Here is a 24,490-nt window from a genome sequence, read left to right on the forward strand (position 1 = left end):
GCGCCGCCCGACCTGCTGACGTAATGTTGCATTCACCGACGCGGGGTGGAGCAGCTCGGTAGCTCGCTGGGCTCATAACCCAGAGGTCGCAGGTTCAAATCCTGTCCCCGCTACTGAAAACACGAAGGCCCGGATCTCATCGAGATCCGGGCCTTCGTCATGTCCGGAGACCGCGAGAAGCCGGGCCCGCCCGGAGGCGGGCCCGAAGGGGTCGGGTCAGGCGGTCGCGGCGCAGCTCGGGCAGATGCCCCGGTACGTCACCTCGACGCCGGAGACCATGAAGCCGTAGCGCTCGTCCGCCGGCAGGTCCGCCAACGGGTTGCCCGCGGGGTGCACGTCCCTGATGGCGCCGCACCGGGCGCACACCAGGTGGTGGTGCGGGTGGTGGGCGTTCGGGTCGTAGCGCTTGGCCCGGCGGTCGGTGGAGACCTCCAGCACCTCACCGAGGGACACCATCTCGCCGAGGGTGTTGTAGACGGTGGCGCGCGAGATCTCGGGCAGCCGGGAAACGGCCCTCGCGTGGACCTCGTCCGCCGTCAGGTGTACGTGGTCCCCGTCGAGGACCTCGGCCACGACGCGCCGCTGTGCCGTCATACGCCAGCCGCGTCCACGAAGTCGTTCCAGCAGGTCGCTCATGCAGCCCAGCCTAACAGTGGGGGAACCGAGTCCCGATGAGGTGTGACTTTGGATGTTCACTTGACTTAGACAATGTCCATTGTAGGATCGAGACCGGCATACGCCAAGGGACAGGCTGTGCGGAACATCGGACCGACGATCGAGGTCGGCCGATCTTGGAAGTGCAGGACATGACGCAGGAGGCGCACGTGACGCAGGGACCGCTCACTACGGAGGCCGGCGCGCCGGTAGCCGACAACCAGAACAGCGAGACCGCTGGCGTCGGCGGTCCGGTTCTCGTCCAGGACCAGGCGCTGCTGGAGAAGCTCGCCCACTTCAACCGCGAGCGCATCCCGGAGCGGGTCGTGCACGCCCGCGGCGCCGGTGCCTACGGCACCTTCACGCTGACCCGCGACGTCTCGCAGTGGACCCGGGCGAAGTTCCTCTCCGAGGTCGGCAAGCAGACCGAGACCTTCCTGCGCTTCTCCACCGTCGCGGGCAACCTCGGCTCCGCCGACGCCGTGCGCGACCCCCGCGGCTTCGCGCTGAAGTTCTACACCGAAGAGGGCAACTACGACCTCGTCGGCAACAACACCCCGGTGTTCTTCATCAAGGACGCCATCAAGTTCCCCGACTTCATCCACACCCAGAAGCGCGACCCGTACACCGGCTCGCAGGAGGCGGACAACGTCTGGGACTTCTGGGGGCTGTCGCCCGAGTCGACGCACCAGGTGACCTGGCTCTTCGGCGACCGGGGCATCCCGGCCACGCTGCGCCACATGAACGGGTACGGCTCGCACACCTACCAGTGGAACAACGAGGCCGGCGAGGTCTTCTGGGTCAAGTACCACTTCAAGACCGACCAGGGGATCAAGAACCTCACCACCGAGGAGGCCGTCCGGCTCTCCGGTGTCGACCCCGACAGCCACCAGCGCGATCTGCGCGAGTCGATCGAGCGCGGTGACTTCCCGTCCTGGACGGTGCAGGTCCAGATCATGCCCGCGGCGGACGCGGCCGGCTACCGCTTCAACCCGTTCGACCTCACCAAGGTGTGGCCGCACGCGGACTACCCGCCGATCGAGATCGGCAAGCTGGAGCTCAACCGCAACCCGCAGAACGTCTTCGCCGAGGTCGAGCAGTCGATCTTCAGCCCCGCGCACTTCGTGCCGGGCATCGGTCCGTCTCCGGACAAGATGCTCCAGGGCCGGCTCTTCGCGTACGGCGACGCCCACCGCTACCGCGTCGGCATCAACGCCGACCACCTGCCGGTGAACCGCCCGCACGCCACCGAGGCGCGGACCAACAGCCGGGACGGCTTCCTCTACGACGGCCGTCACCAGGGCGCCAAGAACTACGAGCCGAACAGCTTCGGCGGCCCGATCCAGACGGACCGCCCGCTGTGGCAGCCGCTCCCGGTCACCGGTACCACCGGCAACACCGAGGCCCCCGTCCACGCCGAGGACAACGACTTCGTGCAGGCGGGCAACCTCTACCGGCTCTACTCGGAGGACGAGAAGACCCGGCTGATCGAGAACCTCGCCGGGTTCATCGCCAAGGTCTCGCGCGACGACATCGCCGAGCGCGCGATCAACAACTTCCGCCAGGCGGACGGCGACTTCGGCAAGCGGCTGGAAGCCGCGGTCCAGGCCCTTCGCGGCTGACCGGGCGCCTGCCGTCGACGGTGGGCCGGATCCCCTCGCGGGGGTCCGGCCCACCGGTCGTTTCCGGCGCCGACCGTACGCCGGGCGGGCGGTCAGCCGGCGGCCGCGACCGTACGCCGGACGGGCGCCCAGCAGCGGATGATGTCGCGCACCGACACGATGCCCACCGGGCCGTCGCCGTCCAGCACGATCAGATGCCGGAACCCGCCGTGCGTCATGGCCTCCGCGGCCTCCTCCAGGGTCCAGGCCGGGGCGGCGAACACCACGTCGGTGGTGGTGTGGGCGGACGCGGTCTCCCGGTCGGGGTCCAGCCCCGATCCGATCGCGTCGAGGATGTCGCGCTCGGTGATGATGCCGAGCCCGCAGGTGTCCGGATCGTGGACGACAGCTGCCCCGATGCGGCGGGCCGACATCAGCCGGGCCGCCTGGCGGAGCGTATGGGTGGGGCCGATGGTGAGGACCACCGTGCTCATGGCGTCACGGACGAGCATGAAACGAGCCACCTCCTCGGCGAGCCGACTCTGTGAGTCGATTCACAAGTTCACAAGTGGGGGGACTCTCAGAGTTGCACCCTTGGGGCGGGTCGACAAGGGGTGGGTGAAGTGCGGGGAGGGCGCCCGAAAAGCACACAACGCGCCCCCCGGCACGTCTCGCGGACCGTACGGTTGCGAACAGACCCGAAAGCGGCGGTCAGTACCGCTGGTTCAGATAGCCCAGCAGCTCGTCGTGGAGCGGCCCGTTGGAGGCCGCCGCGTTTCCGCCGCCCGGACCGTCCACCCCGTCCAGCGAGGTGAACCGGCCCCCCGCCTCCTGCACGATGATCGCGGTCGCCGCCATGTCCCACAGCGACAGCTCCGGCTCCGCGCAGATGTCCACGGAACCCTCGGCGACCATCATGTACGGCCAGAAGTCCCCGTACCCCCGCGTCCGCCAGCAGGCCCGGGTGAGGTCCAGGAGGCCGTCGAGGCGACCCTGCGCCTCCCAGCCGGCGAGTGAGGAGAACGCGAACGAGGCGTCGGCGATCCGCTCCACCTTCGACACGTGCATCCGGGTCGCGGAGGTGAGGCTGCGGCCGGTGAACGCGCCCGCGCCCTTCGCCGCCCACCAGCGCCGGTTCAGCGCGGGCGCGGAGACCACCCCCATCACCGGCTGGAAGCCTTCCTCGCCCGCCTCCATCAGCGAGATCAGCGTCGCCCACACCGGTACGCCGCGCACATAGTTCTTGGTGCCGTCGATCGGGTCGATCACCCAGCGCCGCGGTCCGCTGCCCTCGATCCCGTACTCCTCGCCCAGGATCGCGTCCCTCGGGCGGGCCCGATGCAGGTGGCCCCGGATCAGCTCCTCGGCGGCCTTGTCGGCCTCGCTCACCGGCGTCATGTCCGGCTTGGTCTCCACCTTCAGGTCGAGAGCCTTGAACCGGTCCATCGTCACCGCGTCGGCGGCGTCCGCCAGTACGTGGGCCAGGCGCAGATCATCGTGGTAGTCGGGCATGCCGTCACAGTATCCAGCGCCGCCGGGCGCGGGCTACAGCGCCCCCGCGCCGCCCGGGACCCTTGACAGCCCCCGAGAGCACGTCAACTCTGAACCGCAGGGTCCCGGGGCGGGGGAGGAGACGATGCCGACAGCGCGGCAGGCACTGCTGGACGCCGCCCTCAGGGCGCTGAGCGAGGGGCCCTGGCGCACGGTGCGCATGGTTGACGTCGCGGCCCTGGCCGGCGTCTCGCGGCAGACCCTCTACAACGAGTTCGGCACCAAGGGCGGACTGGCCGGGGCCCTGCTGCGACGGGCCGCCGACGGCTATCTCGCCGGGGTGGACCGCGCCCTGACCGCCCCCGACCTCGACCGTCCGGCCGCCGTCGCGCTCTGGACCGTGCGGGCCGCCCGCCAGGATGCGCTGGTCAAGGCGCTGCTCACGGGGTACTGGGCGGAGGGGCTGCCCCGCCCGGAACGTCTGCCGGGCCCCCGGGGACGTACGGGCGGGAGACCGCCGCCGGCCCCCGAGGAGCTGCTCGCGCTCGTACGGGACCGGATGGTGGCGGTGTCGCCCGGGGCCGCCGCCGGGCGCTGCGAGATCGCGTTACGCCTCGCGCTGTCCTGTGTGATGGTTCCGGTGCCGGGCGACGACGCCGCGGACAGCCGTGTGCTCGGGCTCGTACGGGAAGGGGCGCGGGCCGCGGTTCCGGCGGGTCTCAGTGGGCCGAGCCGGACAGCTGGAGGCCGATCACTCCGATGATCACCAGCGAGATCGACACCAGCTTCAGCGTGGAGACCACGTCATCGAGGAAGATCATGCCGTAGATCGCCGTCCCGGCCGCCCCGATCCCGGTCCACACCGCGTACGCCGGACCGACGTCGAGCTTCTTCAGCGCCAGGGTCAGCAGACCGAAACTGCCCAGCGCGAACGCGGCGAACGCGATGGTCGGCCAGATCCGGGTGAATCCGTGAGAGAGCTTCAGACACACGGCGAAGCCGGTCTCCAGCAGTCCTGCGACCACGACCAGCAGCCAGGGCATCGTCAGTTGCCTCCCGCATAGGTGACGGCTTCGTCCCGCTCGGTGCGATTATGCCTTTACCGGTCGTTGAAGCTCGCAAACATGCCCGCGCCGCCCCGACCGAATCCGGCCGGGTGAGCCGTCAGTCGCCCTCGCGCCGCTCCCGGGTCGCGAGCAGTCGGCGCAGGGAGTCCAGGCGTGCCGGGTCGGCGTGCCCCTCCGCCACCCAGGCGTCCAGCGCGCACTCCGGCTGGTTCTCGTCGTGGGTGCAGCCGCGCGGGCAGCTCTCGGTGCCCGGCTGCAGGTCCGGGAAGGCGTTGATGACCCGGGACGGGTCGACGTGGTGCAGGCCGAAGGAGCGCACGCCCGGGGTGTCGACCACCCAGCCCCGGTCGCCGGGCAGTGGCAGCGCGAGGGCCGAGGTGGTGGTGTGCCGCCCCCGGCCGGTGACCGCGTTGACGATGCCGGTGGTCCGGCGCCGGTCCTTCGGCACCAGGGCGTTGACCAGCGTCGTCTTGCCGACCCCGGAGTGCCCGACGAAGGCGGTGACCCGGTCGTTGAGGAACTCGCGCACCCGGTCCGCCGCGTCCCCGCTCTCCAGCTCCTCCCGGCTGGTCACGATGTACGGGACGCCGAGCGGGGTGTACGCCTCCAGCAGCTTGTCCGGAGACGCCAGGTCGGACTTGGTCAGTACCAGCAGCGGGGTGAGCCCGCCGTCGTACGCCGCGACCAGACAGCGGTCGATCATGCGCGGGCGGGGTTCCGGGTCGGCCAGCGCGGTGACGATCGCCAGCTGGTCCGCGTTGGCGACGACCACGCGCTCGTACGGATCGTCGTCGTCCGCCGTGCGGCGCAGCACCGTGCGGCGCGGGGAGATCCGCACGATCCGGGCCAGGGTGTCCTTCTCGCCGGAGAGATCGCCGACGATGGAGACGGTGTCGCCCACCACGGCGGCCTTGCGGCCCAGCTCGCGGGCCTTCATCGCGACCACGGTCCGGCCCTCGACGAGGCAGGTGAGCCGGCCACGGTCGACGGTGAGGACCATGCCGTCCTCGGCGTCCTCGTGCTTGGGCCGGATGTGCGTACGCGGCCGGTTGCCCTTGCGGTTGGGGCGGACGCGGATGTCGTCCTCGTCGGGGTTCTTTCCGTAACGGCGCATCTTCTAGGCCCCGAGCATTCCGGTCCACATGTCCGGGAAGTCCGGCAGGGTCTTGGCGGTCGTGCCCACGTTCTCGATCTCCACGCCCTTCACCGCCAGGCCGATGATCGCCCCGGCGGTGGCCATGCGGTGGTCGTCGTACGTGTGGAAGACCCCGCCGTGCAGCGGGCGCGGGCGGATGTGCAGCCCGTCGGCCGTCTCGGTGACATCGCCGCCGAGCTCGTTGATCTCCTTGGTCAGCGCGGCCAGCCGGTCCGTCTCGTGCAGCCGCAGATGGGCGACGCCGCTCAGCGTGGAGGGGGAGTCGGCCAGCGCCGCGACCGCCGCGATGCCCGGGGTCAGCTCGCCGACCTCGCCGAGGTCCACGTCGATGCCGTGGATGCGGCCCGTGCCGGTGAAGGTCAGCCCGCGCTCGGTCAGCTCGCAGCTGCCGCCCATCGCGGTGAAGATCTCGCGCAGCGCGTCGCCCGGCTGGGTGGTGCGCTCGGGCCAGTCGGGGATCGTGACCCGGCCGCCGGTCACCAGGGCGGCGGCCAGGAACGGCTGGGCGTTGGACAGGTCCGGCTCGATCGTCAGGTCCCGGCCGAGCAGCGCGGAGGGCGAGACCCGCCACACATTCGGCTCGCCGCCCGTCTCCGGTTCGTCCACCTGCGCGCCGACGGCCCGCAGCATGTCGACGGTCATCCGGATGTGCGGCATCGAGGGGAGCGTGGACCCGGTGTGCCGGACCTCCACGCCCTGGTTGAAGCGCGGTCCCGACAGCAGCAGCGCCGAGACGAACTGCGAGGAGGACGAGGCGTCGATCGCCACCGGGCCGCCCTCCAGCGCCCCGCCGCCGTGCACGGTCAGCGGCAGCGCCCCGCGCCCGTCGTCGTCGATCCGCGCGCCGAGCGCCCGCAGCCCCTCGATCACGCCGGTCAGCGGGCGCTCGTAGGACCGGGGGTCGCCGTCGAAGCGGACCGGACCGTCGGAGAGTGTGGCGACGGGCGGCAGGAAGCGCATGACCGTGCCGGCGTTGCCGACATCGACCGCCGCCGGGCCGTGCAGCCCCGCCGGGATGACCCGCCAGGCCTCGCCCGAACTGTCCGGGGAGGCCGCCGCGGACGGGCTGGAGGCGGACGAGGAGGAGACGGTCTCCTCGATCCCGACACCCATGGCGCGCAGCGCGTCGGCCATGAGCAGGGTGTCGCGGGAGCGCAGCGGGCGGCGCAGCCAGCCCGGCTCGGCGGCCAGCGAGGCCAGCACGAGTGCGCGGTTGGTGACCGATTTGGATCCGGGCACGGTGACGGTCGCGTCGACGGCGCCGCTCGCGTGGGGGGCGGGCCAGAGGGCGGGGTGCACGGAACTCTCGGTCATGGCCATCACTTTAGTGGCTCCCCGCAAACCCGGATCGTCACCAAAAGGGCGGAAACCGCCCCGTAACGAAGGAGTGGTACGGACCGCCGTGGCCCAACCCGCCCTCACCACCCCAGCAGCCACCGCCCGCCGCCGATCAGCGAGCACAGCGACACCGCGTGGAAGAGGAACAGCCACAGCACCGCCGGGGCGTGGGTCAGCCGGGCCAGCTGGTCCGCGTCGGAGTCGGGGGCACCGCCGTGGCGCCGCTTGGACTGGAGCTCGAACGGCGGCCGCACCCCGCCCAGCAGCAGGAACCACACCACCGCGTACGCGAACGCCGACTGGACGTCCGAGGAGGCCAGCCAGGACACCAGCAGGAAGGCGGTGCCGGTCAGGATGACGGTGAGGGCCCCGTACACATTGCGGATCATCACCAGCATCACCGCGAGCAGGGCCGTCGCCACCCACAACAGGAGGGTGATCCTGCCGTTGGTCAGCAGCCAGGCGCCGCCCAGGCCCAGCAGCGAGGGGGCCGTGTAGCCCGCCGCCGCCGTGAGGATCATGCCGATCCCCGTCGGCTTGCCGCGGCTCACGGTCAGGCCGCTGGTGTCCGAGTGCAGCCGGATGCCGGAGAGCTGCCGCCCGGTGAGCAGCGCCACCAGGCCGTGGCCGCCCTCGTGCGCGATGGTGATGGTGTTGCGCGCGAGCCGCCACAGCGGATTCGGCACGACGGCGATGAGTGCCAGGGTGGCCGTCACCACCACCAGCCACTGCTCGGGAGCGGACTGGGTTCCGGTGACGCGATCCCACAGATCGCCCAATTCGGTGCTGTTCATCGGCCGGGCGGCTCCTTGCGGTCGGGGCGGGCGGTCGTGGCAGTCTGGCACTTATGTGCGGACGGTATGCAGCGAGCCGGAACCCCGAGGACCTGTCCGGGCTCTTCGGCGTCGAGAAGTGGGAACCCACCGAGACCCTGGAGCCGGACTGGAACGTGGCGCCGACCAAAGAGGTCTACGCGGTTCTGGAGCGTCCTGTTAAGGACGCCGACGACCAGCGTCCGGTTCGCCAGCTGCGTGCCCTGAAATGGGGACTCGTGCCGTCCTGGTCGAAGACCCCCGAGGGCGCCGCCCGGATGATCAACGCCCGCGCGGAGACCGTGCACGAGAAGCCCTCCTTCCGCCGCGCCTTCGCCCAGCGCCGCTGCATCCTGCCCGCCGACGGCTACTACGAGTGGGTCACCGGCTCGGAGGAACGGCAGCTGGAGGAGAAGAAGGGCAAGAAGCGGGCCCGCAAGCAGCCGTACTTCGTGACCCCCGCCGACGGGTCTGTCTTCGCGATGGCCGGACTGTACGAGTTCTGGCGCGACGCGACACTGCCCGGCGACCACGAGAACGCCTGGTGGGTGACGTGCTCGGTGATCACCACGGAGGCGGAGACCACCCCGCTGGCCGTCGCCCCCGCCGAGGGGCCCGGCGCGCTCGCCGACATCCACCCCCGGATGCCGCTGATGCTCACCCCCGACCGCTGGGACACCTGGCTGGACCCCACGCACACGGGTGTCGAGGAGCTGCGCGCGCTGTTGGAGCCGCCGCCCGGCGGGCTGATGCGCGCCTACCCGGTCGCCACCACCGTCAGCAACGTGCGCAACAACGGGCCCGAACTGCTGGAGGAGCTGGCCGCGCCGGAGGAGTCCACGCTGTTCTGAGCGGCGCGCGGGATCCGGGCCGGTGCGCGGGAGAGGATGGCAGCGTGAGCCGTCAACCACGTACGCAGAACGTCACCACCGACGCCGGTGAGGCCCGAATCACCTGGGTCCGGGCGCCCGCGCCCCGCCTCGTGCTGGCCGTGAGCCACGGGGCGGGCGGCGGCATCGAGGCCCGCGATCTGAAGGCCCTGGCCGCGACCCTGCCCGGGCACGGCGTCACCGTCGCCCTGGTGGAGCAGCCCTGGCGGGTGGCCGGAAAGAAGGTCGCGCCCGCCCCGAAGACCCTGGACACCGGCTGGCGCGGTCTGTGGCCCGCCCTGGCGGCTCCCGGGCTCCCCGTCGTCTCCGGGGGCCGCAGCGCCGGGGCGCGGGTCGCCTGCCGTACGGCGACGGAGCTGGGCGCGGCCGCCGTCCTCGCGCTCAGCTTCCCGTTGCATCCCCCGGGCAAGCCGGAGAAGTCCCGCGCCGACGAACTGCTCGGCGCCGGAGTGCCCACCCTGGTGGTGCAGGGCGGCAACGATCCGTTCGGCCGGCCCGACGAGTTCCCGCCCGGCCCGTACGAGCTGGCCGAAGTGGACCACGGCGACCACGGGTTCGCGGTGCCGAAGAGGTCCGGGGCGACCGAGGAGCAGACGATGCGCGTCCTCACCGACGCGGTCGCCGGGTGGATCGCGTCACTCGGATGACCGGATCCGCCCCGGGGTGACCCGGGCCTCACCCACGTGGCACAGGCCCCGGGAATGCTCCGCCGGGGGGCGCTGTTGTTCGGGACGTCGGTACAGATACGTGGTACCCCCGAACAACGTGGAGAGGGAGTCCGTCGCATGGGTTCGACCATCTGCCCCAGCCGCTCGAACGCCGCTGACCTGGAGTGGACCGTGCTGCCTGCGGCGAGGACCAGCCACGAGCGGCCGCCGGGCGGTGCTGATCGACAGCCCGTCTCGAAGCAAGGTCGACTATTCTCCGATGCGAGCGGGTCCGGTTTCGGCTCCGCCACATCGTTGGAGGAGGTGGGTCCGGTCACTGGGACCGACACAGGGACCGACGACGGCCGTGCACCGGAGACGTCCGCCGAGCGCAACGCGCGCTTCGAGCGGGACGCCCTCGGTTTTCTCGACCAGATGTACTCGGCCGCGCTGCGCATGACGCGTAACCCGGCCGATGCCGAGGACCTGGTCCAGGAGACCTACGCCAAGGCGTACGGCTCCTTCCACCAGTTCCGTGAGGGTACGAACCTCAAGGCGTGGATGTACCGCATTCTGACCAACACCTTCATCAACTCGTACCGCAAGAAGCAGCGGGAGCCCCAGCGCAGCGCCGCTGAGGAGATCGAGGACTGGCAGCTGGCACGGGCCGAGTCGCACATGTCGACCGGTCTGCGTTCGGCGGAGTCCCAGGCGCTCGACCATCTCCCGGACTCCGACGTGAAGTCGGCGCTCCAGGCGATTCCCGAGGAGTTCCGCATCGCCGTGTATCTCGCCGATGTCGAGGGCTTTGCCTACAAGGAGATCGCGGACATCATGGGGACTCCCATCGGTACGGTGATGTCCCGGCTGCACCGTGGCCGCCGCCAGCTGCGCGGCATGCTGGAGGACTACGCCCGTGAGCGCGGGCTCGTCGCGGCCGGCGCCGGTGACTCGGACGATCGGAAGGGCTCGGCCTCATGAGCTGCGGAGAGCCGCACGAGACGGATTGCTCGGAGGTCCTCGACCATCTCTACGAGTTTCTCGACCGGGAGATGCCCGAGGGCGACTGCACCAAGTTCGAGGTGCACTTCGAGGAGTGCTCCCCGTGCCTGGAGAAGTACGGCCTCGAACAGGCCGTGAAGAAGCTGGTCAAGCGCTGCTGCGGACAGGACGACGTCCCCACCGACCTGCGCTCCAAGGTGATGGGCCGGATCGACCTGATCCGGGCCGGCGAGGCCGTGCCCGAGCAGGATCTGACCGTGCAGGACACCGACCGGTCGGCCTCCGCCGCCGAGTAGTTCACCCGCAGATGCACCGGCGGATCCCTGAGGTCCGGTGGGACGGCCGCTGTGCCCCGATCGCCCGGGCACAGCGGCCCACGCATGTCCGGGGCAGCGCTGGGGCGGCTCGGCCCCGGCACCGGGCGGAGCCACCGGCAGCCGGTGGCCAAGGCTCCGGGACGCGCCCTCGCGCGGGCGGTCTGACCCGGGCCGGAGCTGGGTAACCCATGGGTAATGAGCGGGCGTCCGGCCGGGCATGGTTGGATGCGAAAGCAGAGCGGATGACGAGGGTGTCCAGTCGGGACAGGCGGGAATCGTGAGGATCTTCGGGAAGGTACGGCATCGGCCGTCCGCCTCTTGGCGGCAGGCCACGGACCGCGCGTTCACGCTGATCGGCGACGGCCGGTACGAGGACGCGGGGGCGCTGCTGACGCGCGCGGCGGATCTGGAGCCCTGGCTCTCGGAGTCCTGGTTCAATCTGGCGCTGCTGCACAAGTTCCGGCACGACTGGGAGCAGGCGAGGGCGGCGGGCCTGCGGGCCGTCGCGCTGCTCGACCGGGAGTCGGGCGCCCCGGACTGGTGGAACGTCGGGATCGCGGCCACCGCGCTCCAGGACTGGCCGCTGGCGCGGCGGGCCTGGCAGGCGTACGGCCTGAAGGTCCCCGGCGGCGGTCAGCACAGCGCTGCCACCACCGAGCCGACCGGTATGGAGCTCGGCAGCGCCGCCGTGCGGCTCTCGCCAGAGGGCGAGGCCGAGGTGGTCTGGGGCCGCCGGCTCGACCCGGCCCGGATCGAGGTGCTCTCGATCCCGCTGCCGTCCTCCGGGCGGCGCTGGGGCGAGGTCGTCCTGCACGACGGGGTGCCCAACGGCGAGCGGGTCACCGCGGCCGGGCCCTCGTATCCGGTGTTCGACGAGATCGAGCTGTGGGCCCCGTCCCCGGTGCCGACCTGGGTGGTGCTGCTGGAGGCGGCTACCGAGGAGGACCGGGACGCGCTGGAGAAGCTGGCCTCGGACGCCGGGTTCGCCGCCGAGGACTGGTCCTCCTCCGTACGGCTGCTGTGCCGGGCGTGCTCGGAGAGCCGCATGGAGAGCGACGAGGGCGACGGGGAGCACCTGGACCCGCACGATCACAGCGAGCCGGGCCACCCCGGGCCGCTGGGCCACCGCACCGCGGGCGCCGGAGATCTGTGGGTCCCGGAGCGCGAGTGCGGTCTCGCGGCCCCCGCCGGGCTGGTGCGCGGGCTGCTGGACGGCTGGGTCGCCGACAGCCCGGACAGCCGTGAGTGGCGGGATCTCGAAGAAGTCTGCTGACCTCAGCCCGTAGGCTGTACGCGCACCGATCGCGGTGCTGTTCCTCCGAGCGCCCGGGTACCCGGTGCTCTCGGGTCACCGAGTTTGAGGTTTTGCAGGAAGGCGTACGGCGGACATGTCGCAGCAGGAGACGGACGGGCGGATCGGCGTGGACGACGAGGGGTTCCTCGTCGACACGGAGGACTGCGAGGAGCGCGAGGCGGCCTACCGCGAGCGCGGCACCTCCCGTCCGATCACGGTCGTGGGCAACCCGGTGCTGCACAAGGAGTGCAAGGACGTCACCGCGTTCGACGACGAGCTGGCGCGGCTGATCGACGACATGTTCGCCAGCCAGAAGACGGCCGAGGGCGTCGGCCTGGCCGCCAACCAGATCGGCGTGGACCTGAAGGTCTTCGTCTACGACTGCCCCGACGACGACGGGGTGCGCCACACCGGCGTCATCTGCAACCCGGTCCTGGAGGAGCTGGCTCCCGAGGCACGGGTGCTGGACGACTCCAACGAGGGCTGCCTCTCGGTCCCGACCGCGTACGCCTCGCTCGCCCGCCCCGACTACGCGGTGGTGCGCGGGCAGGACGCGCAGGGCAATCCGGTCAAGGTGCGGGGCAGCGGCTACTTCGCGCGGTGCCTCCAGCACGAGACGGACCACCTGTACGGCTACCTGTACATCGACCGGCTCTCCAAGCGGGAGCGCAAGGACGCGCTGCGGCAGATGGACGAGGGCACTCCGCGTTACGAGGTCGTCCCGAACGCCTGAGGACGCCCACGCAGGGACCCGGTACCGGTTCGCCGGTGCCGGGTCCCTGTCCGTTCTCGCTCCGCCCCTGGCAGATAACTGCATTTTCCCCAGGGGCAGTTGACGCGCGTAGCTGTCTGGGCCAGGCTCGCGTGCACATCGACCGTGACGTTCAGAGGGAGGCCCCTGTGCTGAGACGCACCGCACGCGTTCTGCTCGGACTTGTCATGACCATTACGTTCGCTCTGGGGGGTGCGGTGCTGACCGCCGGCACCGCCCAGGCCGACGGCTGCTACACCTGGACCCGCACCCTGAAGGCCGGGGCCACCGGCAACGATGTCACCCAGCTCCAGATCCGGGTGGCCGGCTACCCGGGCTACAACGCGGTGCTCGCCATCGACGGCTCCTACGGCCCCGCCACCACCGCCGCCGTCAAGCGGTTCCAGGCGGCCTACGGCCTGGCGGCCGACGGGGTCGCCGGCCCCGCCACCCAGTCCAAGCTCTACGCGCTCCAGGACAACGACTGCACCCCGGCCCACTTCACGTACCCCGAGCTGAACAAGTGCAACAGCACCTGGGCCGGCGGGAAGGTCGCCGCGGGCACGGCCAAGGCCAACGCGCTGAGCAGCATGTGGAAGCTGGAGGCGCTGCGCCACGCGCTGGGCGACCAGTCCATCCGGGTCACCAGCGGCTTCCGCTCCGTCTCCTGCAACGCGGTCGTGGGCGGAGCTTCCAACAGCCGCCACATGTACGGCGACGCGGTCGACCTCGGCGCCTCTCCGCACTCGCTGTGCACGCTGGCCAAGCAGGCCCGCTACCACGGCTTCCGGGGAATCCTCGGCCCGGGCTACAGCGGCCACAACGACCACGTGCACGTCAACCAGGGCCCCAGCCGCTTCTGGTCGGCGCCCAGCTGCGGTATCTGACCTTCCCGTACCTCCCCGTACCTCCCCGTACACCTCCCCATAGGTCCCTCCGTGCCCGGCGCGCTCAGGCGACGTCGGGCACGGAGGTGGTCGCCGGACCCCGGAAGGTGCGGCGGTAGGCGTTCGGGGTGGTGCCCAGTGACCGCACGAACTGGTGTCGCAGGGTCGCCGCCGTACCGAAGCCCGTCTGCCCCGCGATCGTGTCGATCGTCAGCTCGGACGTCTCCAGCAGATGCTGGGCCAGCAGCACCCGCTGCCGCAGCAGCCACCGGTAGGGCGTGGTCCCGGTCTCCTGCTGGAACCGCCGGGCGAAGGTGCGCGGCGACATGTGCGCCAGCGTCGCCAGCTGCTCGACGCTCATCTCCTGGTCGAGGTGCTGTTCCATCCAGGCCAGGGTCGAGCCGACCGTGTCGCAGGAGCTCCGGGGCAGCGGGCGGCTGATGTACTGCGCCTGCCCGCCGTCCCGGTGCGGTGGCACCACCATCCGCCGGGCGAGGGTGTTGGCCGCCTCCTGGCCGTACTCCTGCCGGATCAGATGCAGACACGCGTCGATCCCGGCGGCGGTGCCCGCCGAACTGATCACCGCGCCCTCGTCCACGTACAGCACGTCCGGCTCGACGATCGCCTTCGGGAAGCGCCGGGACAGCTCCGCCGCGTGCCGCCAGTGCGTGGTGCAGCGGCGGCCGTCCAGCAGCCCGGCCGCGCCCAGGACATACGCCCCCGAGCAGACGCTCAGCACCCGTGAGCCGCGGGCGACGGCCCGGCGCAGGGCGTCGAGCATCTCCTCGGGATATTCACGCTGCATGAAGTGGCTGCCCGCCGGCACGGCGATGAGGTCGGCCTCCTCCAGCCGCTCCAGGCCGTGCGGCGTGGAGATGGTGAAGCCCGCGTGGGTGTTCAGGACGGGACCCTCGGCGGAGACCACCGCGAAATCGTGCACCGGCAGGCCTTCCTCACTGCGGTCCAGGCCGAACACCTCGCACAGGACGCCGAGTTCGAAGGGGTGGACCTCGTCGAGGAGGAGGGCGGCGACATTGGTCAGCATGGTCCGAGTGTGGCAGCTATTTGATGTCCCATGGCAGTCCTGCCACTGATGTTTTTCGTTCCGGCGGTCCAGAGTAGAGGCATGAACACATTCCTGAACTACCTGGTCGTAGTAGCACTTTTCGCCCTCGTCCTCGCGCCCGTGGCCCTCGGCGTCGCCCGCGAACGCCGCATCGACCGCCAGCTGCGGGAGGCGGAACGCGGGCGGCGCGCGGCCGGACCCCCGGAGACGGAAAGCGCCGCGCGACCGGTCCCGGCCGCGCGGCGCCCCCACCTCAGAAGCTGGGCCAGGGTCTGAGGACCCTCGTCGGCCGGCGCGTCTAGAAGTCGTCGTCGAACCCGACCGAGCCCTCCACGGCCACCTGGTAGGCGGACGGGCGGCGCTCGAAGAAGTTCGTCAGCTCCTGGACGCCCTGGAGCTCCATGAAGGAGAACGGGTTCTCCGAGCCGTACACCGTCGGGAAGCCGAGGCGGGCGAGCCGCTGGTCGGCGACGCACTCCAGGTACTGGCGCATCGACTCGGTGTTCATGCCCGGCAGGCCCTCGCCGCACAGGTCGCGGCCGAACTGCAGCTCCGCCTCGACCGCTTCCCTCAGCATGTCGGTGACCTGCTGCTGGAGCGCGTCGTCGAAGAGCTCCGGCTCCTCCTTGCGGACGGTGTCCACGACCTCGAACGCGAAGTTCATGTGCATCGTCTCGTCACGGAACACCCAGTTGGTGCCCGTGGCGAGACCGTGCAGCAGACCCCGCGAGCGGAACCAGTACACGTACGCGAACGCGCCGTAGAAGAACAGCCCCTCGATGCAGGCCGCGAAGCAGATCAGGTTCAGCAGGAAGCGGCGGCGGTCCGCCTTCGTCTCCAGCCGGTCGATCTTCTCGACCGAGTCCATCCACTTGAAGCAGAACTGCGCCTTCTCACGGATCGAGGGGATCTCCTCGACCGCGTCGAACGCCGACGCCCGGTCGTCCGGGTCGGGCAGATAGGTGTCCAGCAGCGTCAGATAGAACTGGACGTGCACGGCCTCCTCGAAGAGCTGCCGCGACAGGTACAGCCGCGCCTCGGGGGAGTTGATGTGCTTGTACAGCGTCAGCACGAGGTTGTTGGAGACGATCGAGTCACCGGTCGCGAAGAACGCCACCAGCCGGCCGATCATGTGCTGCTCGCCCGGCGACAGCTTGGCGAGATCGGAGACGTCCGAGTGGAGGTCGACCTCCTCGACGGTCCAGGTGTTCTTGATCGCGTCCCGGTAGCGCTCGTAGAAGTCCGGGTAGCGCATGGGACGCAGGGTCAGTTCGAAGCCCGGGTCGAGCAGGTTCTTGGTGTCGTTGGTGCTCATTACTGGCAGGCCTCGCAGGACTCGGGGTTTTCCAGGGAGCAGGCGATCGCGTCCGCGTCGGGAGCCGACGCCTGCTGTACGGGAATGGGGGCGGCGGCCGTCGCCTGGCCGGACGCGGCACGGGCGATCCGGGTCGCCGGGCGTGAACGCAGGTAGTACGTCGTCTTCAGCCCCTGCTTCCAGGCGTACGCGTACATCGAGGAGAGCTTGCCGATCGTCGGCGTCTCCAGGAACAGGTTGAGCGACTGGCTCTGGTCGAGGAACGGCGTACGGGCCGCCGCCATGTCGATCAGGCCGCGCTGCGGGATCTCCCACGCCGTGCGGTACAGCGCCCGCACGTCCTCGGGGATCCAGGCGAAGCCCTGCACGGAGCCGCTCGCCTCGCGCAGCGCCTCGCGGGTGCGGGCGTCCCACACGCCGAGCTTCTTCAGCTCGTCCACCAGGTAGGCGTTGACCTGGAGGAACTCACCGCTGAGCGTCTCGCGCTTGAACAGGTTGGAGACCTGCGGCTCGATGCACTCGTACACCCCGGCGATCGAGGCGATCGTGGCGGTCGGGGCGATGGCCAGCAGCAGCGAGTTGCGCATGCCGGTCTTGGCGACCCGGGCGCGCAGGGTGTCCCAGCGCTCCGGCCAGTTCAGCTCGGTGTCGTAGTGGTCGGGGTGCAGCACCCCGCGCGCGGCCCGGGTCTCGGACCAGGCGGGCAGCGGGCCCCGGGGGGTCCCCCCTGAACCGGAGCCTGTCGGAGGCTCTTGGGGGCGCTCGGCGAGGTCGCAGGACGCCTCGTACGCGGCGAGCATGATCCGCTCGGAGATCTTCGTGGAGAGTGCGCGGGCCTCGGGGGAGTCGAACGGCAGGCGCAGCTGGAAGAAGACGTCCTGGAGGCCCATCGCGCCCAGGCCGACCGGACGCCAGCGGGAGTTGGAGCGCCCGGCCTGCTCGGTCGGGTAGAAGTTGATGTCGACGACCCGGTCGAGGAAGGTCACGGCGGTCCGCACGGTGGCGTCCAGCCGGTCCCAGTCGATCGAACCGTCCACCACGAACGCGCCGAGGTTGACCGAGCCCAGGTTGCAGACGGCCGTCTCGCCGTCGTCCGTGACTTCGAGGATCTCCGTGCACAGGTTGGAGGAGTGCACGACCCGGCCCGGCTCGGCGGTCTGGTTCGCGGTCCGGTTGGAGGCGTCCTTGAACGTCATCCAGCCCTGGCCGGTCTGCGCGAGGGTCCGCATCATCCGGCCGTACAGCTCACGCGCCGGAATCGTTCTGCGGGCCAGGCCCTTGGCCTCGGCCGCCCGGTAGGCCGCGTCGAACGCGTCGCCCCACAGGTCGACCAGCTCGGGCACATCGGCTGGGGAGAACAGCGACCACTCGGTGTCCGCGTCGACCCGGCGCATGAACTCGTCCGGGATCCAGTGCGCCAGGTTCAGGTTGTGCGTACGCCGCTGGTCCTCACCGGTGTTGTCGCGGAGCTCCAGGAACTCCTCGATGTCCGCGTGCCAGGTCTCCAGGTAGACCGCCGCCGCGCCCTTGCGCCGGCCGCCCTGGTTCACCGCCGCCACGGAGGCGTCCAGCGTCTTCAGGAACGGCACGATGCCGTTCGAGTGCCCGTTGGTGCCCCGGATCAGCGAACCCCGGGCGCGGATGCGGGAGTACGACAGACCGATGCCGCCCGCGTGCTTGGAGAGCCGCGCCACCTGGTGGTAGCGGTCGTAGATCGAGTCCAGCTCGTCCTTCGGCGAGTCCAGCAGGTAGCAGGAGGACATCTGCGGGTGCCGGGTGCCGGAGTTGAAGAGCGTGGGGGAGGAGGGGAGGTAGTCCAGCCGGCTCATCAGCCCGTACAGCGCGGCGACCTCGTCCAGCGCCCGCACCGACTCGTCCTCGGCGAGGCCCGCGGCCACGCGGAGCATGAAGTGCTGCGGGGTCTCGATGACCTGCCGGGTGATCGGGTGGCGCAGCAGGTAGCGGCTGTGCAGCGTCCGCAGACCGAAGTAGCCGAAGCGGTCGTCGGCGCCGTCCGCCAGGGCCTGTTCGACGAGCTTGTCGAGGGCGGCCGAGTGGAGCGCGACGAACGCGGCGGTGCGGTCGGCGATCAGGCCCTCGCGGTGGCCCACGGCGACCGAGGCGGAGAAGGACGTCGCGCCCTGGCCAGCGGCCTCGTCCGCGATCGTGCGGGTCAGCAGCCGGGCGGCCAGCCGGGAGTACGCCGGGTCCTCGGAGATGAGCCCCGCGGCGGCCTCGGTGGCCAGCGAGCGCAGCTCGGCCTCGTCGGAGCGGGCGTTGCGTCCGCGCAGCGCGGCCGCGGCGACCCGTCCGGGGTCGGTGTCGGGAAGATCGACGGTGAGGTCGGTCAGGGTCCGCAGCAAGGCGGTCCCGGGTCCGTCGTTCGTGCCTGCTCCGGACGTGGTGGAGGCAGCGGATGCGGTGGCTGAAACCGGATCGGCGGGCGCGATGGTCACTGGGCTTTCCCTCGCTCGGCAGGGGCCGGCGGCAGGCGGGGAAGCCGGGCAGCGCGAAACCCGGGGCAGGGCAGCACAGCTGACGGCGTCCACCGGCCTATCCGCGAGACCCGGACGTCTGGCGTCCGATTCGGTCGAGCCGGACGCGCTGTCGACAGGTCTTCGGACTTGCGGGTGTGCAAAAGCACACTGATCACACCGTTGCGGGACAGTTCCGGATTCGCACCGGATTCCCCTGCGGCGACAGCGAGGTCGAGCATACATGTGGGGGCCGCCGGATGAAGCGGCCCCCACATGTTGTGTCGCGACGATTTAACACGCCCCTCAGAAGGGCGCCTCCAGCTCCAGCCGGAAGGTCATGAGCCGTAGTCCCGGCACCGGTTCCCAGTCCCGTTCGGGGGTTCGTACGAAGCCGAGCCGACGGTAGATCCTATGGGCTCCGAGCATGGCCGGCTGCGTCGACAGCACGAGCGCCCGCACGCCCTCGGCGGACCGGGCGCGCTCGACGCACGCCCGCACGAGGGCCTCTCCCACGCCCCGCCCGCGTCCCTCGCGGGCCACGGCCAGCATCCGGAACTCGGCCTCGTCCGGACCGGCGATGTCGCGCCACGGGGTGCCGGGTGCGGCATAGGTCACACCGCCGAGCACCGCCCCGTGCGCGTCGAGCGCGACGAGGACCTCGGCCTCGGTCGCGCGTTGCTCCACCGCCCGCAACTTGAGCAGATACGGGTCCCGCGGGCCGTCCAGCAGACCGTCGCCGAGATACGCCTCGGCGATGATCCCGCCGAGGACGGCGTACTCGCCGGGCTCCGCCGCTCTGATCGTCAGATCCATCAGCCACTCGCTCCCACGTCAGCCACTCGCTCCCACGTCGTTGTTGGGCGCGCCGTCGCCCACCGGCGGCAGGTCCCCACGCTCGACCGGCCGCTGCCCGGGTGCCTCGTCGGCCGGCGGGAGCACCTGGTCCAGCTCGTGGTCGTCGGCGCGGTGGGCGGCCCGCGCCGCGGACCGCAGCGTCGCCCGGTCCACCTCTGCGGGCGCCCCGCTCACGGTGACCACGAGTCCGCCCTGCTCCCACGCGTACGCGTGGCCCGACTCCGTGGCCCGGTACCACTGTTCACCGTCCCGCTCGCACGTCTTCACGGGCTCCCGGCCGCCCTCGGGCGCGGGGTCCTTCGTACAGTCGGCCCCGGCGTGCGCCCGGCGCTCCACCCGCAGCTGGATCTGCCCGCCGTCGGGTGTGGTGTAGACGCTGCCGAACCCGTCGTCGCCGATCACCCCGACCGACTGGCGGGCCAGGGTGTACCCCGGGACTTCGGTCACCCATACGTGCTCCGCGACGGTCTGCACGGCCAGCGCCCGCGCCTCCAGCTCTGCCCGGTCGGGCGCCGGGGCCGCCGAGGCGCTCCGGTCCGCCGCCTCCGTGCCGGTCGCCACCTCGGTGCCGCAGCCCGTCGCCGCCGCCAGGGCCAACGCCAGCGCCAAGGTCGTGAGTACGGGACGGAGCCGGGGCGGCCGGGGATGCGATGTCATGGGCACATCCTTTCGTACGGTGAGGGCTCCGCGCACCGGGAAATCGAGCGGCGCCCGGGCTCGTGCGAGGGCGCGAAAAGAGGCCGCCGCGCCCCTGGAAGGGGTGCGGCGGCCCGATCTCCGGCCGGTGGTGCTCAGCAGCAGCGGAAGCCCTCGCGGGGATCCGCCTCGCGGGCGTCCGTGCGGCTGCGTTCGAAGGCGCGACGGGTCATCACCGGCGTGTCCGGATCGTGGGTCCTCGCGTGCGCCACATAGCGGTCGTACGTGGACTCGCCGGTCAGCTCACGGACGTACCAGCGGATCCGTCCGGCCACCCGTCGTACGTCCGCGACCGTCATGTCCGGCTCCCCGTCTCCGCCGCCTCCTTGCGGATGCCGCCCTCGGGGCCGACTCCGGCGGCGGCCAGTTCGGCCTTCTCCTCCTTGGTCGCGAAGAGCGAGGCCGGGGCGACGAGCCTGGACTCGACGTACGGCGTCTCGTGGAGCTTGACGCTCTCCGGGTCGCGGATGGCCTTGTAACAGACCCGCCCGGCGTCCACGAGCACCACGATGATGAGGAGCGCGAAGAGCGCGCTCAGCACCCCGTCGACGGTGGAGTTGGTGACGACGGTCCGCATGTCGTCCATGTTCTTCGCGGGGGCCAGCACCTCGCCCGCGTCGATGCCCGCCTGGTACTTGTCGCGCTGGGCGAAGAAGCCGATCTTGACGTCGTCGGAGAAGATCTTCTGCCAGCTCGCGGTGAGGGTGACCGCCACGTCCCAGGCGAGCGGGACCGCGGTGACCCAGGCCCACTTCAGGCGGCCGGACTTGACGAGCAGGGTGGTGCAGACGGCCAGTGCGACGGCTGCCAGCAACTGGTTGGCGATGCCGAAGAGCGGGAACAGCTGGTTGATGCCGCCCAGCGGGTCGTGCACGCCGACCCAGAGGAAGTAGCCCCAGCCGCCGACCACGACGGCGCTGGCGAACCACACGCCCGGCTTCCAGCTGACCTCACGGAACGGCTTGTAGACGTTGCCCAGCATGTCCTGGAGCATGAAGCGCCCGACCCGGGTGCCGGCGTCCACGGTGGTGAGGATGAAGAGCGCCTCGAACATGATGGCGAAGTGGTACCAGAACGCCTTCATCGCGGTCCCGCCGACCACCGCGGAGAAGATCTCCGCCATGCCGAGCGCGAACGTGGGCGCGCCACCGGTCCGGGAGAGCAGGCTCGCCTCCTCGACGTCCTTGGCGGCCTGGGCCAGGGCGTCCGGGGTGATGGTGAAGCCGAAGTTGGCCACGGCCTGGGAGGCCGACTGGACGCTGTCGCCGATCACGCCGACGGGTGCGTTGATGGCGAAGTAGAGGCCGGGGTCGATGATGGAGGCGGTGATCATCGCCATGATCGCCACGAACGACTCGACCAGCATGGCGCCGTAGCCGATCATCCGGATCTGCGTCTCCTTCTGGACCATCTTCGGCGTGGTGCCGGAGGAGACCAGGGAGTGGAAGCCGGAGAGCGCGCCGCAGGCGATGGTGATGAAGACGAACGGGAACATCGAGCCGGCGAAGACCGGGCCCGAGCCGCTGGAGGCGAAGTCGGTGACCGCGGGCATCTTCAGGGTCGGCATGGCGACGACCACGCCCAGGGCCAGCAGCCCGATCGTGCCGACCTTCATGAAGGTGGAGAGGTAGTCGCGCGGGGCCAGCAGCAGCCACACGGGGAGCACGGAGGCGAAGAACCCGTACACGATCATCCAGATGACCAGCGTGCCCGGCTCCAGCGTGAAGAAGTCCGCCCACGACGACTCGGCGACCCAGCCGCCCGAGACGATCGCGAGGAGCAGCAGCGCGACGCCGATGAAGGAGACCTCGCTGACCTTGCCGGGCCGCAGGGTGCGCAGATAGACGCCCATGAAGAGGGCGATCGGGATCGTCATGCCGATGGAGAAGACGCCCCACGGCGAGTGCGCGAGCGCGTTCACGATGACCAGCGCGAGGACCGCGAGCAGGATGATCATGATGATGAAGACCGCGACCAGGGCGGCGATCCCGCCGACCGGGCCGATCTCGTCGCGCGCCATCTGGCCGAGCGAACGGCCGTTGCGGCGGGTGGAGAAGAAGAGCGTCACCATGTCCTGGACGGCGCCGGCGAAGATGACGCCGACGACGAGCCAGATCGTGCCGGGCAGGTAGCCCATCTGCGCGGCGAGCACCGGGCCGACCAGGGGCCCCGCCCCGGCGATGGCGGCGAAGTGGTGGCCGAACAGGACCCGGCGGTCGGTGGGGTGGAAGTCGACGCCGTTGTCCAGCTGTTCGGCGGGGGTCGCGCGGTTCTTGTCGGCCTTCAGGACCCGGTTGGCGATGAACCGGGAGTAGAAGCGGTACGCGATGGCGTACGAGCCGAGGGCCGCTGCCAGCATCCAGGCGGCGGAGACCTCCTCACCCCGCGAGAGCGCGAGGGTGGCCCAGCCGATGGCGCCGACCAGGGCGACCAGGCTCCAGACCACTATGGACCTGGGCGAGATGCCCCGTTTCCCCGGCACCCGTGGTGCCGATGGTGCTGGTGTGGGCGTTTTCGCCATGTGGTGACTCCGTCCCCTCGCTGATCACCGGTGCAATGGGCAGGAAATCTAGGGGACGCGTCCGCCCAGCGTCACCCCCCGTCCGCATTGCGGTCCGGCAACGGTGATGTATCGCACGGGGACACGGGCGCCGACGCGTTTCGGTTCACCCGGGATACGTGGGCCTTCCGGCCGGTCAGATCCAGCCCCGGCGCGCCGCCTCCGCGCCCGCCTGGAACCTGCTGCGGGCCTGCATCCGGGCCGTCAGCTCCGCGTTCATCCGGCGCACCGTGCGCAGGGACACCCCCAGCCTGCGGGCGGCCGTCGCGTCCGTGTGCCCCTTCGCCAGCAGGGACAGCAACTCGTCCTCCTGCGGGGTCAGCCCGTTGCCGTCGCGGCGGGGAGCGGAGCCGAGCGGGGTGGCGGTGGCCCACAGCTGCTCGAACAGGAGCCGGGCCAGCGCGACGGCCCCCTTGCTCCGCAACTCCAGCGCGCCCGCCCGGCCGTCGTCGGGGTCCAGCGGCACCAGGGCCACCTCCCCGTCGACCACGACCATGACCAGCGGCAGGGTGGGCAGCGTACGGCTCTCCGCACCGAGCAGGCCCAGCCGGTTCACATAGCGCAGGGTCGACGGATCGTTGCGGAAGCTGTCCTGATAGATGCTGCGGAGCCGCACGCCGCGCTCCAACGCCCACCGGTCCAGCGGACCGCTGGCCTCCAGCGTGTCCGGGGACTGCGCGCCGCCGGGCAGCAGCGAGAGGCACTCCGTCCTGGCCAGCTCGGCCAGTTCGGTCAGCCGCTCGCGCACCGCGTCGAGCCCCTCCAGCCGTTTGATGACGTCGAAGCCCCCGCCCGCCCGCCGCCCCCGGTCCGTGGTGAGGGCCGACATCGCGTCCCGCGCTACCTCAAGTCCCCGCTGCTGCCGGGCCAGTTCGGCTTCCCGGCGGGAGAGGAGGAAGGGCAGACTCGCGGCCGGGTCCAGCGCGCGGAAGACCGGCGGGCCCTGCTCCGTACCGCGAGGGCCGTCATCCAGCAGACACAGCTCGGCCAGCTGGTCGAGAGCCCGGCGCACATCGTCCTCGCTCCGTCCGAGCCGCGCCACGATCTCGTCCAGCCGCAGTTCCGGCTCCTCCAGGACGAGCCGGTACACCAGCTCCGTCCGTGCGTCCAGCCCCAGTACCTCTAACATCTCTGGCTCCCCCGCAGATGTCACGCCGTCCCCGAACTCCCGTACGGGACGCCACTTCAGCACCGGGCGCGAGTGTAGGGCCGACGTGTTGTGAAGGTATAGACCAGGTCCACGGGATGGATGGGCCCCGAGAGGCCGCACATGGCCGGAAAGGCCGAGGCCGGCGGCGGCCGGGACGGGCGCCGGACCGTGGCACGAATGGCCGCAAGGTGTCTGGCAGTTGCCTGCCACCACCGCATCGTCCCAGGCGGCGGGCGCCGTACGGCTGTCCGCGGAGTTGGCAGCCTGCTGCCCCGCAACTCCCGGCCACCCGGCAACCGTGGCCTCCGGGGAGGCGATGGCGACAGGATCAGGCCGTCACAAGCCATTCACACACCGCTACATCTTCGAGGAGTTCCCGATGCGTGCGTTCCGTTCCCCGACCCGCCGCCCCTCGCCGGCCGTACTCGCCGCCACGGGCCGGGAGGGCTTCTCCTGGGGGTGAC

26 protein-coding genes, 1 tRNA gene and 1 riboswitch are annotated in these 24,490 nt (G+C 71.0%); of the genes, 12 read left to right on the forward strand and 15 right to left on the reverse strand.

Annotated elements, in window-relative coordinates:
• The first annotated feature begins 39 nt into the window (after positions 1-39).
• Positions 40-113: transfer RNA gene (locus tag ACIQRW_RS20460), tRNA-Met, on the forward strand.
• A gap of 103 nt (positions 114-216) precedes the next feature.
• On the opposite strand, the gene ACIQRW_RS20465 is transcribed toward ACIQRW_RS20460, so the two are convergent.
• Positions 217-636 carry a Fur family transcriptional regulator gene (locus ACIQRW_RS20465; protein ID WP_026290746.1) on the reverse strand — a complete coding sequence of 140 codons (420 nt, stop codon included), beginning with the start codon at positions 634-636 and terminating at the stop codon, positions 217-219.
• A gap of 170 nt (positions 637-806) precedes the next feature.
• Between ACIQRW_RS20465 and ACIQRW_RS20470 the strand changes: the two genes are divergently transcribed.
• Positions 807-2,276: a catalase gene (locus ACIQRW_RS20470; RefSeq protein ID WP_403762123.1), complete on the forward strand. Its 1,470-nt coding sequence runs from the start codon at positions 807-809 to the stop codon at positions 2,274-2,276.
• A gap of 92 nt (positions 2,277-2,368) precedes the next feature.
• Here the strand turns inward: ACIQRW_RS20470 and ACIQRW_RS20475 are convergent, their stop codons facing one another.
• Together ACIQRW_RS20475 and hisN are read right to left on the reverse strand one after the other, a co-directional pair.
• Complete coding sequence (locus ACIQRW_RS20475) at positions 2,369-2,767, reverse strand: cyclic nucleotide-binding/CBS domain-containing protein (RefSeq protein ID WP_398614633.1); 399 nt, start codon at positions 2,765-2,767, stop codon at positions 2,369-2,371.
• 199 nt (positions 2,768-2,966) lie between these two features.
• Positions 2,967-3,767, reverse strand: a complete 801-nt coding sequence (hisN, locus tag ACIQRW_RS20480; RefSeq protein WP_403762126.1) for a histidinol-phosphatase — start codon at positions 3,765-3,767, stop codon at positions 2,967-2,969.
• 124 nt (positions 3,768-3,891) lie between these two features.
• Between hisN and ACIQRW_RS20485 the strand changes: the two genes are divergently transcribed.
• Positions 3,892-4,509, forward strand: coding sequence for a TetR/AcrR family transcriptional regulator (locus ACIQRW_RS20485; RefSeq protein ID WP_403762129.1), 618 nt, complete (start codon positions 3,892-3,894; stop codon positions 4,507-4,509).
• Here ACIQRW_RS20485 and ACIQRW_RS20490 read toward each other — a convergent pair.
• The 4 genes from ACIQRW_RS20490 to ACIQRW_RS20505 all read right to left on the reverse strand — a co-directional run bounded on the left by ACIQRW_RS20490 (position 4,466) and on the right by ACIQRW_RS20505 (position 8,101).
• Positions 4,466-4,789 carry a DMT family transporter gene (locus ACIQRW_RS20490; protein ID WP_403762132.1) on the reverse strand — a complete coding sequence of 108 codons (324 nt, stop codon included), beginning with the start codon at positions 4,787-4,789 and terminating at the stop codon, positions 4,466-4,468. The two genes, ACIQRW_RS20485 and ACIQRW_RS20490, sit on opposite strands and share 44 nt — an antisense overlap.
• Before the next feature lie 121 nt (positions 4,790-4,910).
• On the reverse strand, positions 4,911-5,927 hold the full coding sequence (gene rsgA, locus ACIQRW_RS20495; protein ID WP_403762135.1) for a ribosome small subunit-dependent GTPase A: 1,017 nt from the start codon (positions 5,925-5,927) through the stop codon (positions 4,911-4,913).
• A gap of 3 nt (positions 5,928-5,930) precedes the next feature.
• Complete coding sequence (gene aroA, locus ACIQRW_RS20500; protein WP_403762138.1) at positions 5,931-7,283, reverse strand: 3-phosphoshikimate 1-carboxyvinyltransferase; 1,353 nt, start codon at positions 7,281-7,283, stop codon at positions 5,931-5,933.
• Between the two features lie 104 nt (positions 7,284-7,387).
• Complete coding sequence (locus tag ACIQRW_RS20505) at positions 7,388-8,101, reverse strand: M50 family metallopeptidase (protein WP_215104583.1); 714 nt, start codon at positions 8,099-8,101, stop codon at positions 7,388-7,390.
• A gap of 53 nt (positions 8,102-8,154) precedes the next feature.
• On the opposite strand from ACIQRW_RS20505, the gene ACIQRW_RS20510 reads away from it, so the two are divergent.
• The 7 genes from ACIQRW_RS20510 to ACIQRW_RS20540 all read left to right on the forward strand — a co-directional run bounded on the left by ACIQRW_RS20510 (position 8,155) and on the right by ACIQRW_RS20540 (position 13,907).
• Positions 8,155-8,970, forward strand: coding sequence for an SOS response-associated peptidase (locus ACIQRW_RS20510; RefSeq protein ID WP_403762141.1), 816 nt, complete (start codon positions 8,155-8,157; stop codon positions 8,968-8,970).
• Between the two features lie 44 nt (positions 8,971-9,014).
• Positions 9,015-9,656, forward strand: a complete 642-nt coding sequence (locus ACIQRW_RS20515) for an alpha/beta family hydrolase (protein ID WP_398062497.1) — start codon at positions 9,015-9,017, stop codon at positions 9,654-9,656.
• Between the two features lie 324 nt (positions 9,657-9,980).
• Positions 9,981-10,637 (forward strand): sigma-70 family RNA polymerase sigma factor, encoded by a 657-nt coding sequence (locus ACIQRW_RS20520; RefSeq protein ID WP_007458152.1) that lies wholly within the window; start codon positions 9,981-9,983, stop codon positions 10,635-10,637.
• The gene (gene rsrA / locus ACIQRW_RS20525; RefSeq protein WP_018959150.1) at positions 10,634-10,954 is read left to right on the forward strand and encodes a mycothiol system anti-sigma-R factor; all 321 of its coding nucleotides are present in this window, start codon (positions 10,634-10,636) and stop codon (positions 10,952-10,954) included. The genes ACIQRW_RS20520 and rsrA overlap by 4 nt, the downstream gene beginning before the upstream one ends.
• A gap of 298 nt (positions 10,955-11,252) precedes the next feature.
• The gene (locus tag ACIQRW_RS20530) at positions 11,253-12,248 is read left to right on the forward strand and encodes a tetratricopeptide repeat protein (protein WP_371625829.1); all 996 of its coding nucleotides are present in this window, start codon (positions 11,253-11,255) and stop codon (positions 12,246-12,248) included.
• Positions 12,249-12,363: 115 nt separating this feature from the next.
• Positions 12,364-13,002 (forward strand): peptide deformylase, encoded by a 639-nt coding sequence (gene def / locus ACIQRW_RS20535; RefSeq protein WP_018959148.1) that lies wholly within the window; start codon positions 12,364-12,366, stop codon positions 13,000-13,002.
• Positions 13,003-13,169: 167 nt separating this feature from the next.
• Entirely contained in the window at positions 13,170-13,907 is a 738-nt protein-coding gene (locus ACIQRW_RS20540; RefSeq protein ID WP_403762144.1) for a D-Ala-D-Ala carboxypeptidase family metallohydrolase, read from the forward strand.
• Between the two features lie 64 nt (positions 13,908-13,971).
• Here the strand turns inward: ACIQRW_RS20540 and ACIQRW_RS20545 are convergent, their stop codons facing one another.
• Positions 13,972-14,952, reverse strand: coding sequence for a helix-turn-helix domain-containing protein (locus tag ACIQRW_RS20545; protein WP_403762147.1), 981 nt, complete (start codon positions 14,950-14,952; stop codon positions 13,972-13,974).
• Between the two features lie 81 nt (positions 14,953-15,033).
• Here ACIQRW_RS20545 and ACIQRW_RS20550 point away from each other — a divergent pair, with 81 nt between their 5' ends.
• Complete coding sequence (locus tag ACIQRW_RS20550) at positions 15,034-15,249, forward strand: hypothetical protein (protein ID WP_403762150.1); 216 nt, start codon at positions 15,034-15,036, stop codon at positions 15,247-15,249.
• Positions 15,250-15,271: 22 nt separating this feature from the next.
• Here ACIQRW_RS20550 and ACIQRW_RS20555 read toward each other — a convergent pair whose 3' ends face one another.
• The 7 genes from ACIQRW_RS20555 to ACIQRW_RS20585 form a co-directional block, all read right to left on the reverse strand.
• Complete coding sequence (locus ACIQRW_RS20555; RefSeq protein ID WP_403762153.1) at positions 15,272-16,288, reverse strand: ribonucleotide-diphosphate reductase subunit beta; 1,017 nt, start codon at positions 16,286-16,288, stop codon at positions 15,272-15,274.
• On the reverse strand, positions 16,288-18,744 hold the full coding sequence (locus ACIQRW_RS20560; RefSeq protein WP_403762156.1) for a ribonucleoside-diphosphate reductase subunit alpha: 2,457 nt from the start codon (positions 18,742-18,744) through the stop codon (positions 16,288-16,290). The genes ACIQRW_RS20555 and ACIQRW_RS20560 overlap by 1 nt, the downstream gene beginning before the upstream one ends.
• A gap of 135 nt (positions 18,745-18,879) precedes the next feature.
• Positions 18,880-19,016: riboswitch (cobalamin riboswitch) on the reverse strand.
• Positions 19,017-19,068: 52 nt separating this feature from the next.
• Entirely contained in the window at positions 19,069-19,578 is a 510-nt protein-coding gene (locus ACIQRW_RS20565) for a GNAT family N-acetyltransferase (RefSeq protein ID WP_403762159.1), read from the reverse strand.
• Between the two features lie 18 nt (positions 19,579-19,596).
• A complete protein-coding gene (locus ACIQRW_RS20570; RefSeq protein ID WP_403762162.1) occupies positions 19,597-20,277 on the reverse strand; it encodes a hypothetical protein in 681 nt (226 codons plus the stop codon).
• 134 nt (positions 20,278-20,411) lie between these two features.
• Positions 20,412-20,615: a YbdD/YjiX family protein gene (locus ACIQRW_RS20575; protein WP_215104605.1), complete on the reverse strand. Its 204-nt coding sequence runs from the start codon at positions 20,613-20,615 to the stop codon at positions 20,412-20,414.
• A complete protein-coding gene (locus ACIQRW_RS20580; protein ID WP_403762165.1) occupies positions 20,612-22,837 on the reverse strand; it encodes a carbon starvation CstA family protein in 2,226 nt (741 codons plus the stop codon). Before ACIQRW_RS20580 ends, ACIQRW_RS20575 begins: the two co-directional genes overlap by 4 nt.
• A gap of 175 nt (positions 22,838-23,012) precedes the next feature.
• Entirely contained in the window at positions 23,013-24,005 is a 993-nt protein-coding gene (locus ACIQRW_RS20585; protein WP_403762167.1) for a LuxR C-terminal-related transcriptional regulator, read from the reverse strand.
• 220 nt (positions 24,006-24,225) lie between these two features.
• On the opposite strand from ACIQRW_RS20585, the gene ACIQRW_RS20590 reads away from it, so the two are divergent.
• Complete coding sequence (locus ACIQRW_RS20590) at positions 24,226-24,489, forward strand: hypothetical protein (protein ID WP_403762170.1); 264 nt, start codon at positions 24,226-24,228, stop codon at positions 24,487-24,489.
• Position 24,490: the final 1 nt, after the last annotated feature.

It is taken from the genome of Streptomyces sp. NPDC091287 (genome assembly GCF_044768525.1).
Classification (GTDB): domain Bacteria; phylum Actinomycetota; class Actinomycetes; order Streptomycetales; family Streptomycetaceae; genus Streptomyces.